Source organism: Marinoscillum furvescens DSM 4134 (genome assembly GCF_003386095.1).
Classification (GTDB): Bacteria; Bacteroidota; Bacteroidia; order Cytophagales; family Cyclobacteriaceae; genus Marinoscillum; species Marinoscillum furvescens.
Genome location: NZ_QREG01000013.1, coordinates 56,572 through 71,338, shown reverse-complemented (window position 1 = coordinate 71,338; position 14,767 = coordinate 56,572). Strand labels below are relative to the sequence as shown.

At 46.0% G+C, this 14,767-nt stretch carries 6 protein-coding genes; all 6 read right to left on the bottom strand.

The annotated features are described in order from the left end of the window. Window positions 1-27 precede the first annotated feature (27 nt). A complete protein-coding gene (locus tag C7460_RS14075; RefSeq protein ID WP_170148018.1) occupies window positions 28-1,599 on the bottom strand; it encodes a glycoside hydrolase in 1,572 nt (523 codons plus the stop codon). Continuing rightward, window positions 1,583-4,963, bottom strand: a complete 3,381-nt coding sequence (locus C7460_RS14070; protein WP_115868755.1) for a VCBS repeat-containing protein — start codon at window positions 4,961-4,963, stop codon at window positions 1,583-1,585. The genes C7460_RS14075 and C7460_RS14070 overlap by 17 nt, the downstream gene beginning before the upstream one ends. Before the next feature lie 23 nt (window positions 4,964-4,986). Continuing rightward, window positions 4,987-6,711, bottom strand: a complete 1,725-nt coding sequence (locus C7460_RS14065) for a RagB/SusD family nutrient uptake outer membrane protein (protein WP_115868754.1) — start codon at window positions 6,709-6,711, stop codon at window positions 4,987-4,989. 6 nt (window positions 6,712-6,717) lie between these two features. Then, window positions 6,718-9,843, bottom strand: coding sequence for a SusC/RagA family TonB-linked outer membrane protein (locus C7460_RS14060; protein WP_245986365.1), 3,126 nt, complete (start codon window positions 9,841-9,843; stop codon window positions 6,718-6,720). A gap of 405 nt (window positions 9,844-10,248) precedes the next feature. Beyond that, window positions 10,249-11,955 (bottom strand): sodium:solute symporter, encoded by a 1,707-nt coding sequence (locus tag C7460_RS14055; protein WP_115868753.1) that lies wholly within the window; start codon window positions 11,953-11,955, stop codon window positions 10,249-10,251. A gap of 135 nt (window positions 11,956-12,090) precedes the next feature. Beyond that, window positions 12,091-14,580 (bottom strand): PIG-L family deacetylase, encoded by a 2,490-nt coding sequence (locus C7460_RS14050; protein ID WP_115868752.1) that lies wholly within the window; start codon window positions 14,578-14,580, stop codon window positions 12,091-12,093. Between the last annotated feature and the right edge of the window lie 187 nt (window positions 14,581-14,767).

Here is a 14,767-nt window from a genome sequence, read left to right as displayed (position 1 = left end):
GCACTATACAAGTTAAGTCAAAAAATGCTACCGAATCACGCAGGTAACAAGGGCTCTACCGGGCACAGTGAGGGTATCTCCTGTTGAAAATGTGCCCAAAAAAGTCAGGTTATCGGTTGCCGCTGCACTCGTCTGATAGATATCTAGCTCCCCATCACCGATACCGCGCAGGACCACCTCGCGTTTGCCCTTTACAGGATTGGTGAGCACCACTACTGTCTGCTCCGCCTCTGGCGACTGGTATGCTGAGACCATGAGTCCGGTCACAGTATCTTTAGAAGTACCATCTACGGCCGTGGCTATGCGGCGATATCCGGGCCTAATAAATCGTGAGTAGTGTCCTAGCGTCCAGAGCATTTTGGATTCGTAGTATGCCCCATCGGATTTATTGTGATCGATATATACCAGACCATCTTTGTAGTCGTATGGGCTAATGGCGAGCCACCACTGCCAAACAGAGGAGTTGGCGATGGCCATATCGGCATGAATGACCTTTGCCAAATACATGGCGGCATCCATACCCAGGTCTCTACCACTACCCTTCATTTCTTCATTATCCTCCAGCAGGCAGTACTCGGTCATCCAATACTCCAACCCTGCATCCACCACACCTATGCGCTCCCACAAGGTGCGACGAGACGAAATCAGCCACTCGGCATCCCAGGTGCTGAAGTAGCTATGTCCGGCTACTTTCCCAGCCACTGAAGATAAGTCACCCACGTACCACGCTGATGAAGGGTCAAAAAATACACGGATCTGATCGCCGCGATGTGGCTTGTCAGACGGTGCAAACAGATAATCGATCTTTCCTGCCTCAGTGAGCTCTATTTGTGGATTTAGTCCTTGAGCGTTCAGCACAGAATCTATCACCACCGTAGCTTTGTAGATTTCGGAGTTATTCCAGGGCGACCCCTCCTGACCACAGCACTTCCAATCCCACTGCGGTTCGTTAAACGGACTGAGGTAGTCCAGGTCCACGCCTGCCTGATCTCTGATGCCTTTGCTCACCTCAGCCAGAAATACAGCAAAATCCTCATAGTTTTCCGCGGCTATATTGGCTTTGGTGCCATCATCAGACCAGGCTTTGCCATTGCGAGTGAATGAAACAGGCGGGCTGTTCACAAATCCAATAAAGGTCGCTACGCCTCTTTCTGCTGCATCCTTAAGGAAATTGAGCTGACCCTGCTGAGCTGACCAGTCGTAGGTACCATCGGCCTGCAAAAAGCCTGGAGCTCTACGCCACTCATCGTCTATCTGACTATCGTCGCCCTGCTCAGTACTTCCTGCCCCGATATTGAATCGCCAAGCTGAGAGTCCAATTCCAATGGGCGAACCATCGGATTTATTTTCTGTAGAAAAAAGCAAGTCTGCTATGGCCTTGCGCTTATCCACTGGCCACTGATCACCGATGAACTGAACCGACCAAGCGTCTGACGCCCCAAAGTTGTGTACGACCTGATGGCGCACCTCCGGCTTCAATAAAATTTCGGTCGGTGCAGGTCTGGGCGTATCATCATTGGCATCATCGCCACCACCTTCAGGGGAGCAACTGGCTACCAGTATGCCGGTTAGCATCAGTAGGTTAAAAAGCTTCGTCATTTTTATTTCTTGTCTGATCATAAATTCTAAAAAGTTGAGCAGGCCCATCATTTTGTACATATAACAGGCTCAGCCCCTGTGGTCTTCTGACGAGCGCACCATGACGCACATTGCCTGCACTCAGCAGTCCGGTAAGGTCAGCAGGCTGCGCCATGAAAGCGCCCCGGGAATCACTCAGGAGTACCATTCCATAGTTAGCATCATTTCGAGGAGTTTCTACTTCAGATTCGTACCTATTGCCATGTACGATCAGGTCTTGGCGTCCGTCTCCATTGAGGTCATAAGGCAGGATGCTTCGAATGCTGCTGATCTGTGCCATATCTGGCAATGGTCTTGCCAAATACTCGCCGCCAGTATTTTCAAAATACATTGAGGCAAAAGTGGTAACCTTCCTATGTAGACTATTGGCTAGTCGTTCTTCTTCAAATACATCTATTAGCGTAGCACGGGCAAATGCGTCGTAATTCTGAAAACGCGACTTAACTACGGGTATCTGATTGGAGGTACACTCACGTCCTCTCACAGGATAAACCTTACCTTCCTCGTGAAAGCCCAGCACAATATCACCTGCTCCATTCCTGTCAAAGTCATTGAAATACACCTCAAAAGGTGCCTCTGCGGAAGCTTTATATTTATAGTTAAGTCCATTATTACCCAGCACAAAATCCTGATCTCCGTCCTGATCAAAGTCTCCCACTGCAACAGCCGTCCACCAGCCTGTGTAGGCATCCAAATCAGAAGCTGTAAACTGGGTTAGTGTACCAGAGCGGTTGTAGAAGATGACCGGTGACATCCACTCCCCTGCCACTAATAAGTCAGAAGCTCCATCACCATCAAAATCCGCCCAACTGGCAGCTGTTACCATTCCCAATTCTCCCAGACTGACCACTTCAAACTCAAGGACACCTCCCTGGCTATTGTTTTTGAGGAGATAAGAAACCGGGGAAACCGGATATGCGCCCGGCACTTGATAATTGCCAATGAATAAATCGACATCACCATCGGCATCATAATCACAAGGACTCACTACCCCACCGCTCTCACTTTCGAATAAGTGCCCTTCCCACAATGTCCAATTGCCATTTAGTTGGAGGTAAATTTTATCTGCCAACGCATCTGATCCACGCCCAAACTCGTTGCCTCCACTTACCACGTATAGATCAAGGTCGGCATCACCATCCAGGTCGGCAAAAACAGCGCTCACATCTTCGGAATCTTTTGTTTGTTCCAGTACATTTTCTGCAAGTGACTCAAACCCGCCGTTCTCATTTTGAAGAAGAAGGCGCCCCGAATGACCATGAGCCCCACCTATAAAAATGTCATCCAGACCATCTGCATTCAAATCGGCCACAGCCAATGCCGGACCATTTTGGGAGAGCCGATGGGGCAGCAAGCTCTCTCGCTCATAGTCATCAAACTCATTTTCGTGATGCTCAAATCGATCATCAAGTAGTTTACTTTCATTGACAAGCCAACTCACTGGGCTTTCAGCTTCTACCTCCGCTATTTCATGCTTTTCAATCACCAACTCCTGATTTGCCTCAGTTTTCAGCCAGGGACTATAGGTACCATCAGTCCACCTGACCCGAACTTCCACGGCTTTGGCGGTATCTAGTCCAAAATGAAGGCGTGCGCTCACACTCGATTGAAATCCGCGAGCTCGGTATAGCTCGGTCATTTGATGGAGTCCACTTTCAGTCCTCACCGTAACCCTGCTGCCAATTGCCTCTGGGTTGAGGGAGTCTCCGTGAAGTTTTACAGTGATGAAATTACCAGCTTGCCCATTGTTCTGGTAAATACCAGCCATCGAATTCATATCATTTGTGATCAAATCCAAGTCTCCATCGTTATCCAAGTCGGCGTAAGTGGCTCCATTAGATATTGTAAGTTCGGCAGGCAACCATTCTGAATCTTTGAACCGAATGCCTCCTAAATTTTGATAGATGCGATTTGGCCTGGGACGCCTGGGCATCTGACTAACGAGCTCATGAGTGAGCTCCCGTGCTTTTTGTAGCGTTTCGGTAGTACGTTGCTTTACACTTGCAAAAAAGCTATTGAAGCGCTCCTCCTTATACCTTAAAAAATCATTGTTTCGAAAGTCGCGAACAACCCCATTAGTGACGAGTAAATCTTTATCTCCATCGTTATCGGCATCCAAAAACAACGGCGACCAGCTCCAATCGCTACTAGCCACACCGGCAATTTGAGCCACATCTGAAAACATAGGAACACCATCTACCAAGCCTCTATTAAGTTGCAATGCATTGTACATGTACTGGAAATGAAACCCGTTTTCCGTTAGCGCTTCAAATTGCTTTGGATTCATTCCACTCATGGAGGTTTTGATATCATAGTTTGTCTCTGCGGCCATATCCAACGTGATAAAATCAAGCAGGCCATCATTGTTGAAATCGGCTATGTCATTGCCCATACTGTAAAAGGAAGTATGCCCTGTAGACTCACGAAGCACCTCTTTAAAAGTTCTATTACCGGAATTGAGGTACAGATGATCACGCTCGGAGTAATCATGACTTACGAGCACATCTGGCCAACTGTCATTGTTAAAATCCCCTACAGCAACCCCTAGGCCATAGCTCAGACCATTTTGAATGAGACCTGCCTGAGCGCTCACCTCATGAAAGCTTCCTGCTCTATTTTCGTAGAGTTGCTCAGCTTGTAATGGCTCGTACTTTTCTTTTAGATGCAACACTTCAGCATCTGTATAAGCTCTGATACCATGATTGATCAGAAACATATCCAAATCACCATCTAAGTCGTAATCAAAAAAGGTAGCCTGAGTGGAATAATTCATCAGGTCTAGCCCAAATTCAGCCGCCGCTTCTCTAAAAGTCGGAACCCCTTCCTCATCCACTCCCATGTGCAGAAACAATTCATTTTTGCGGTATCGGGGATCTGTGAATTTACCCGACTTACAGACATAAATATCCGGTAGGCCATCAGCATTGATATCCACAACTGTGACGCCCGTAGCCAGTCCGGCGCCTCCTGATGTGCCACTTTTTTTGGTAACGTTTAAAAACTGGAAATTCCCCTGATTGAGGTAAAGTTGATTTTCACCAAGGCTCGAAACAAAATAAAGATCAAGCAATCCATCCGCATTAAAATCTTCTGCTGCTACACCCGCTCCGTTATAGAGGTATTCATATAAAATTCCGTTGAGATGCGGGGTGTCATCTATCTGGTTGACAAAAGAAACGTTCGTTTGCTCAGCACTCAGTCGGGTAAACAGGTAGTCTTCTGTAGACGTAGAGCCACAGCCTATTAAAAGCGCGCTGATTATATAGTAAAAAACAAACCGTACCATAGAAGTAAGCATGCGGAAGGCAAGAGGTGCCTTCCGCATGAAATAAAGGTTAAAAAAATACCTTAATAAAAAGGGTTTTGATCGAGCATACCATCACTGGCCGAAATCTCTTCTAATGGAATTGGGAACCAATAGTGTTGCTGCTCAAACTGCTTGCCGCTCAATGCTTCCTGATCGTAAGAATAGGTCAGAGAGCCATCAGACTCCTTGGTGATAGTCACACGCCGTGCTGGCTGATTTTCGACGGTTTCGGCGATTTTCCATCTGCGAACATCAAAATATCGGTGTTCTTCAAAGGCGAGCTCCACCCTGCGTTCGTTTCTCAAACGCTCTCGAAACGCTGCTTTGTCTAAGCCTGCCGGCAATGCGGGCATTCCAGCACGAGCTCTCACCTCATTTACCGCAGCATATGGAGTATAGCCGGTACTACCAGTAGAATTCGGTCCAGCTAGTTCATTTTGAGCTTCAGCAAAATTGAGCAGTATCTCCGCATATCTGAAATATCTCCATGGAGTGGTGCCCATTTGATTCCAGGAATTCAGGCTGATGTCCTCACGCATAAACTTGCGCATGAGATATCCGGTAGGACTTGTATTCCAGGGCTCGTTGCCATCGGGGCTGTCAGCACCTCCAGGTGTAAAGCTTTCATAAGCCCTGTCCCGGATCATACCTCCATTGTATACCACACTTGCATAAAATCTTGGATCTCGATTGCTATAAGGATCCTGATCGTCATAGCCACTAGCAGGGTCTGTGATTGGCAGACCATTATCCATCTCAAAATCATCTACAAAATTCTGCATAGGACAGTTTCCACCCCAGCCACCAGAACCATTCGGTCCGTTCATACGCTCGATTGGAATGGCTCTTCCTCCTGAGGAGCTTTCCTCCACGTAAAACCTCATGAAGATATCCTCACTGGTTGCTGTTCGGTTTAGGAAATATTGCTGGAAGTTCTCTGCCGGGTCCGAGCGCAAGTCTGTAACCAACTGGTATTTGCCTAAACTGATTACCTCTTCGGCGGCTGTAGCAGCCGCTTGCCATTTGGCTGGGTCATCCGTTTCCGTATATAAAGGGCTTGCTGCATATAACAACACGCGAGATTTGAGTGCCATTGCAGCTCCACTGGTAGCTCGTGCCCCATTATCAGCGGGTAGGTTGGCGATAGCCAGATCCAATTCTGCCACGATGTAGTCTACCACTTCCTGAATAGGTCTTCTATCAAATAACTCTGAAAAATCAGCATCTTCAAGTGATGTCACTCTATCGCCCATAATGGGTACAGGACCAAAACCTTTCAATAAATCAAAGTAACGAAAGGCTCGAATAAAATGTAATTCACCGATCAGCCGATTTTTGATATCTTCTTCAAACGGTGATTCAGGAACATCTACTTTTGACAAAGCCAGGTTCACCTCTCGAATGCCACGGTAGCTGCGCCCCCATGTGGTACTCATAAATCCAAAATTACTCGGAGACATTTGCCCGCGCTGTACCAAATAGGTAGCATCATCGTTGCTATAAATCGTCTCATCGCTTACCGAACTAAACAGCGCCCAGTGAAAACCACGACCAAAGCCGCCCGGAGTATCTCCTCCATTGTGCCCAGGCTCCTTGTCGGCAATTCGGATGCTGGTATACAACCCTAGTACAAAAGCTTCCGCCAAGGTAGCATCTTGCCATACGGCCTGATCTGTAAGGTTGGGGCTTTCCACTTCGAGAAAGTCGTCATCGCAAGATGTTAGCATGACAACAGCCACCAATATCAATACTATAATATTTTTCATCTTTACTTAGAATTTAATGTTAACACCCAGATTGACAATTTTTTGTTGTGGGTAAAACTGCCCATTACCGCTATCTCCTTCAGGATCAATATCCGTAGCAGCAGTGAAGGTGGCCAGATTAAAACCACTCATGTACACCCTGGCAGACTGCAATCCAATTTTCTCCAATAAACCTTCTGGTAGGGTGTACCCAAGCTCCACATTCTTGATTCGTAAAAACGCGGTGTTTTGCAACCAAAAATCATTGTAAAACAATCCTCCATTGATGCTGGATGAAGTTCTTACATCCACTCTGGGATAAGTACCACCTGGATTGGTGGGACTCCATCTGTTGTCTGCCCATGTGCTAAAAAAGTTTCCAACTTCACCACTTTCTGGCATCACGTGCTGCACTACTTTGGCCTGTCCTTGTAGTAATACACTCAGGTCGAAACCTTTGAAACCTGCACCAAAGCTAGCACCGTATACGAGCTGAGGAACATTGCTTTTATCTAATCGGACACGATCCAGCTCAGTAATCTCACCATCTCCATCTACATCACGATAGATTAAATCCCCCAATTGCTGCCCGGGAAGCGTGACGTTGTTATCCAGATCTTCGGCATTTTTGAAAATACCAATAGCGTCATACACGAGGTATGACCCAAGTACTTTACCCTTTCTCAACTGATAGTCTGGAATACCTGCTGCATCATCCAGAAATACAACTCTATTCTGGCTGTACGTGGCATTAGCCGAAGCAAAAAATTGCACTTCTCCGAAATTTTCCTGAAAGTTTAAGATCGCTTCAAAACCTTTATTTTCGACCTCACCAATGTTTTCTTGAGGAATCATAGAGGCAACACCACGTTCGTTTACAATACCCGTAACTTGTGGCAAAGAGCCTTGACGTGCGGTTAGCAAATCTTCACGACGCTCATTGAAGTAATCCAGCTCTAGTTTGATATTTTCAAACAGTGTGAGCTCTAATCCAACATCCAATTTTTTGGCTGTTTCCCAGGTGATCTCAGGATTGGCCAGTTGATGAATCGTGAAAATTGGTAAGGGCTGTAGGTTACTGGACACATAATCCATTTGGCGTAGATTATAGGAGTTTAGGTACTGAAAGGCATCTACACGGTCATTTCCAAGCAAACCATAGCTACCTCTAAGTTTTAGGTTGTTGATCGCCCCTACACTAAACCACGATTCTTCGCTGATTCTCCATCCGGCAGACACACTAGGAAAAAATCCATATTGATTACCTTCTTTGAATATGGAAGAACCATCATATCTGGCTTGTACTTCCAGCAGGTATTTTTGATCATAATCATAAGCAAATCGACCAAAATAGTTTCGTCTGGTAAATCGCGTGCTGTACCCACTGTTGGTGCTTTGGGTGGGCTCTGATCCACCCTGACTTAGCTCAGGAATCTGATCTGACAAAAACCCAGCGCGAAACGCCTGAAATTCATTCCAGTTGTCTTCCTGCTGCTCATAGGCCACAAAACCTTTGATGTAACTTTTACCTAAATCTTTCTCGAAGTTGACGCTTAGGTTGAAAGTCTGCAGCATCTGATTTTGCTGACGCTGAGTTAGCTCCGGTGTGCGACTCCCTGGTCCACCCACCACCCGATCATAGGATACAGGATCAGTGCTATTATTGATCCTATACACGGTATAAGGTGTGGCAAACAACTTTCGTGAACGAAACGACCGATCGTGTGCATAAAAGCCTTTTATCGATACTTCCTCCAAAAAGGGAAGCGTGTAATCAAATTTAAGCATAGTGTTAAGCACAGTAGCCGGGTGCCTATCAGTGCCTGGTGCATCGGTCACCATTACCAATGGGTTTTGTGCATCTTCTACTCCTGCTGAAGGAAGTCCATTGGAATAAGTGATCGGAATCGTAGGATAAGTTCGGTAGATAGCTCGAAAAATATCCCCGGCTCCTCGTGTAGGATACAGCCTATTCTCCTGGCGTGCGGTGATATCCACTCCAATGTTGAGCTGATCATTTACCTGCATATCCAGATTGGTGCGTAAGCTGTACTGTTGATATTTGGTGATGCCGTTTTCGTAAATGCTCTCCTGATTGATGCGCCCCAGAGATGCGAAATAGGAAACCTGTTCACCTCCACCACTCACGGACAAACTTTGTTGATCTTGAGAAGACCAGTCACGAATAGTAGCGCTTACCCAATCAGAATTTGGATAATTATTCGGGTCTGATCCATTCTGAAACAAGCCAATTTCCTCTTCAGAGTAAATTTGATTCATGCCTCCATCCGGATTCCGGTAATAATTGATCTCATTGATAATCCGCGCGTAGGTAGGTGCATCAGCCATTTCGGGTAATACCGTAGGCTGAACAAAGCCCTGATTATGAGAAAAGCTAAATGTAGGCTTACCCTGCTCACCTCTCTTGGTGGTTACCAAGATTACTCCATTTGCCGCTTGTGAACCATAAATGGCCGCAGAGGCATCCTTCAGTACAGAGATAGAAGCAATATCATTCGGATCCAATCGATTAAGACCACCAAGCCTGTTGGCAACCCCATCAATAACCACGAGCGGGTCATTATTGCCTGGCGTACTTATACCTCTAATTCGAAGCGTGGTATTATCTTCTCCTGGTTCGCCAGATCGATTTAGGGCGATCACTCCTGGCACTCGCCCTGCAAATGCCCCACTCAGGTTTGGTTGTGGGCTCTTTACGAACTCTTCACCCTGCACCGAGGAAACACTTCCTGTGAGCGTCTCTTTCTTCTGAGTACCATAGCCAACTACCACTACTTCATCCAAACTCTCAAAATCAGGCCTCAAGGTGATTTCTATGACACTCCTTCCTGACACATCGATTTCCATGGTTTCATAGCCCACAAAGGAGACAATTAATATGGCATCTTCTTCAACTGACAGCTTGAAACGACCATCCAGATCAGTGACAGTACCGTTCATTGTGCTTTTTTCAACGATGGTTGCACCCGGTAATGCTTCTCCTGACTCATCCTTTACAGTACCACTTACCGTAAGTTGTTCCTCATCCACTGTCGAGGACCACACCGGCCCCGAGCTCATTAGCATAAGCCATGCACATAGCAAGCGCAGTGCTACTACAGGCCTAATCATTTTCAGTAGGTTTCTCTTCATGTTACTTTTAGGTTTGGTTAATCGGCTGTCGTCCACTAGAAGCCGAGGAATTAAAAAAATGATAAAGCAATGAAAGTAAAATGCCTGGATTCTGTGGATGTGCTGATCCGGCAAATGAGGGGGAGCTATCGAGCATTTCATAAAAAATGCTTAATTCCAGCTCCTGGACTTACATTTTTAGTGGAAATTCAGAATGCGAACCAAATATTATGTAAAGAACAGATCTTTCGTAGAAAACTACATCAATAATAAAAAAACCATGAAGCTCCCATTTCCAACAAAATAGGATTCCATGTAACTCTACACCAAAGATTCGAATGGACATATAAGACTCAATTACAGTGCCCAGCAACGCAGCAATAAAACGCCAGCTAAGTGTATCCAGATGCTTATATATTTTGCTCTTTAGCTATTCGTAGGCTTGCTTCTATCTAAACTTTGAAATATTATGCTGAGCAGAATCGTAAGCGCACAACCAATGGCATTGTACCAGAGGTATCCGAGTGTGATCATCTCCCATACCGTGAGAAAATGAAAAACAATCACTGTAAGCTGGGCGATAATTGCCGCTACAAATACAGCAGTACCTTTTACAAAGCGAAAAAAGAAAGCGACTAAAAAAATGCCGAGAATAGTCCCGTAGAATATGCTTCCAACAATATTGACTGCTTCGATAAGGTTTTCGGAGTTTTTGGCTAGCAACGCAAAAGAAATCGCCAAAATCCCCCAGCACAATGTGATCAACTTAGAGAGCCAGACCTGCTTGCCATTTCCCAAACCGGCATATGACTTATTGAGCCTCTTAGCAAAATCTACACTGGTAGTGGATGACAAAGCACTTAGCTCAGAAGAAGTCGAAGACATAGCAGCGGAAAAAATCACTGCGATAAGCAGCCCTATGAGCCCATGAGGTAAGTATGTCAAGATAAACGTCAAGAATACATAATCAGAGTCTTTGGTCTCGATCGCTGGGTCCATTTCCAACAACATTGCTTTTACTTCTTCCCGTTTGGCTACAGATTGCGCATCCAGGCTTCGGAGCTTTTCTGCTGCTTGTGCTTGCGCTTCATCTGCTACCTCTGCAAGCGACAAGGCCACTTGTTTACGCTCCTCGATCAGTTCATTGTATTCATTTTCCAGCTGCAAATACGCCGCTGACTGGTCTGAGGCTTTCAGCCGCTGAATACTGGCATCCTTGAAATGCACGGGTGGTGTGTAAAACAAGTAAAAGACGTAAACCATCACCCCCACGAAAAGGATGAAAAACTGCATGGGGATTTTTAGTACCGCATTGAACATCAGCCCCATACGACTTTCTGTGACGTTTTTTCCGCCAAGGTATCGCTGCACCTGAGACTGGTCTGTACCGAAGTAAGATAGGGCTAGAAACAGCCCTCCAGCCAAACCAGACCAAAGTGTATAGCGTTTTTCAAAATTCAAATCCAGATCTACAGCATTGAGCTTTTCGAGTTTTCCTGCAATCACCACGGCATCACCGAAACTCACAAAATCTGTGATGTAAGAAATGATCATAAAGAATGCTACGAACATCCCCCCCATGATCACTGCCATTTGCTGCTTTTGTGTAATGCTCACCGCCTTGGTACCTCCCGACACAGTGTAGATGATCACCAGAGTACCAGTTACTAGTATGGTAGCAGTAAGGTTCCATTCTAAAATACTGGAAAGTATAATAGCTGGCGCATATATGGTGATGCCAGCAGCTAAACCCCGCTGTATTAGAAACAAGAATGCACCCAGAAGTCTTGTTTTGAGGTCAAAGCGAGACTCCAGGTATTCATAAGCGGTATAGACCTTTAGCTTATAAAAAATCGGAATAAATACAGCAGACACAATGATGAGTGCTAAGGGTAGACCAAAGTAATTCTGAACAAATCCCATCCCGCTTTCATAACCCTGCCCAGGCGTGGAAATGAAGGTAATAGCACTCGCCTGAGTAGCCATGACGGATAGTCCGATGGTGCCCCATTTCATGGTCTGGTCTCCCAGGAGGTAACTATCGAGGTTTTTTTGTCCGCGGGTCTTCCATACGCCATAGCTCACAATGAAGCCCAGGGTACCAAACAATACGATTAAATCAATGGTGTTCATCAATAAGCGAGAGTAAAGAGGTACATCAGAGCCACGAGGGCCACTAAATTTCCAATAACAAGTAGATAAATCGTCTTCCAACTTTTGAAATATGGCGGGGTGTCAAGCTCCCGGCCCTCGTTTGCTTGCTTCATTTTAGGGCGTTTGTTTATTTCCAAGTGAAATCATATTAACCAACAACTTATAGGCACCCGGCACTCCAGCCGGAAGCTCTCTAAAAAAGGAGATCCCGGTGTAGCAATAGTAGCCCCTTCCATATTTAGCCACAAGCAGGCTACCTTTAGTCTGCTCCTCACCGGGATCACTCATCCCCAGTATTGGAGTAAAATCTTTGTGCCATTCAGATGGAAAATAGAGTCCACGCTCTTGGACCCATCCGTCAAAATCAGCAGCAGTAATCTTATTGGGGGAGTTGAGCACGTCATGCTTGGGGGCCAAAAACTCTACTGGTGCTTCCTCCACAGTAACCCGGTCTCTAGACAGCTTGAGTGCTAGTGGTGCTACTTGCTCGGTAACCAGGCGATGACTCGTGTTATACTGGACGATTACCGTTCCACCAGATTTGGCATACTCAAACAACTCATTGTTTTTATAGCTCAGCCATGACAATGTGTTGAATGCTCTAATACCCACTATGACTGCATCGAATGTGGCCAACTGGCTTTGTACCACATCATCTTTGGCCAGCAGTTGTACTTCGTAACCAATCTGCTCTAAACTATTGGGTACAGCATCACCCGCTCCCATGATATAACCAATTCTCTGACCTCCACGCTTGAGGTCAAGTTTTACGGCACGCGTTTCTGCTTCTGGAAAAAGTGTCTGCTGAGGAATGTGATCATAGGCAATCACCTGACGTCCTTGCCTGTAAGTGCGAGAATCTACTAAGGCTTCTGCACGCACCTGTGCTACGGATGCACCTGCTGGAGGCGTAAGCTCAAACTCAAACACAACCTCTTCATGAACGCGCTCCAGATCAAACGTAAACCGTTCTGGTTGGTAAGACCATCCCTCCTCTACAGCCAGGCGTACATCGCCCTTCACGCCCTCTTGACCTGCAATGATTTTTACAGGTACTTTCTGACTGCTGCCATTTCCAAATATCAACGCCTGGTCATCCAAATTGACCATCACCGGGGGACTCACCACCAATGGAAGGTTAACCTCCCCTTTCACCGGGTCTGTATATTGATAATTGACCGGCACCTCTACGTCTATAAACTGTCCGTCTATAGTCAGGGTGATCGTGGCACTGATAGCCGGAGGGTTTTGAGGAAGCCCTCTGAGCAACTGCTTGTCTACACGATACATACCGTCTGTACCGGGCTTATTTAACCAATATGGGTTGGACAGAGCGGTATTTTTCGGCAAAGTCAGGTTATAACTAAACTGCGTTTTGGTATTTTCATCCAGATTGAGTCTATAAATAAATCGCTCGTCTGATATAGAAAACCGCACAGATGATAAGCGAATGGGTGCATTACTTCTGTTGATCACCTCCAGATTAGTCTCCGGGCTATCACCAGGCACATAGGACTGTCTGTCACTGGTCATACTAATATAGGTGCCTGTCACCGCCAGCATCAATTCCTGCAACTCCTGTAGTTTTACTTCTTTCCAGTATTGATCGGGGAGCTTGAGTAGTGCTTCACGAGCTTTGAGTAGAGACCCCAAAATATCTGCAGGTTGCAATGGGTTATAGTTTTCCATTGCTTCATTCACAAAATAAGCCACCTCTTCAGCTCCCTGAACTCTATTCCAGGTCATATCCAGCCCACCAAACAAGGTAGTGGTACTGTCACCTGCCCATTGTTCAAAATACTCATACTCTGAGCCTCTTATGCCTGACACACCAAAGCCCTGGCTTTTGTGCATACTCCGGCTTTTTGCAGCTATCTCCGTACACGAAATACCCAGCACAGGATTGTATTTCCCAACGTCCAGTTTCACATAGCCCGTAGGGTCAAACACCTTTCCGCTTCTTCGGTATGACCAAAGACCAATGTTGTAGAAAACGCGTTTTGGCTGCCACGGGTCTACATACCGTAGTTGTTCAGGGAAGGCCGTAGCATCGCCACTAAGCTCAAAAGCTTCCATTGCCAGTACGGCAGAGGCAGTGTGATGACCGTGTGTGACGCCTGGCACCCTACTAAACCTGGTGATGAGCACGTCAGGCTTAAACTTCCGTATAGCCCACACAAAATCAGCCAACACCTTGTCCTTATCCCATTTATTAAAGGTCTCGTCAGGGTTTTTGGAATACCCAAAATCATTGGCTCGGCTAAAAAACTGCTCTCCGCCATCTATTTTTCGAGCTTCCAGTAGTTCTTGAGTACGGATGACACCAAGGCCCTCTCTGATCTCTGGACCTATTAGGTTTTGCCCACCATCTCCCCTCGTAGCTGCCAGGTATCCAGTCCGCAGGTGTTTTTGATTTGCCAGATAGGCTATCAGCTGGGTGTTTTCGTCATCCGGATGTGCTGCGATATACAGTACCGAACCAAGTGTATTGAGTCGCTGTAGTCGCTGCAATACCTCACCGGTAGAATAATCGTAGGACTGCTGAGCAGCGAGGCTGTTGATTAAAAAGAACGTGAGCGCAATAAAAATTGATCTTCTGGCCATAGAATTTCTGCTAACTTGTGGGTTTACGATCTCTCAAACGAAAAGTTGAATAACTTATACCAATGGCTAGCTCTAACCAAAAGGCATATATTTTTGCAAACTAATATATTCTGTGCGAGATTGATAAAAGTAAACCTTTAGTATTCGAAAGAGGTTTACTTGACGTTGGACATGAAAAACCACTAGA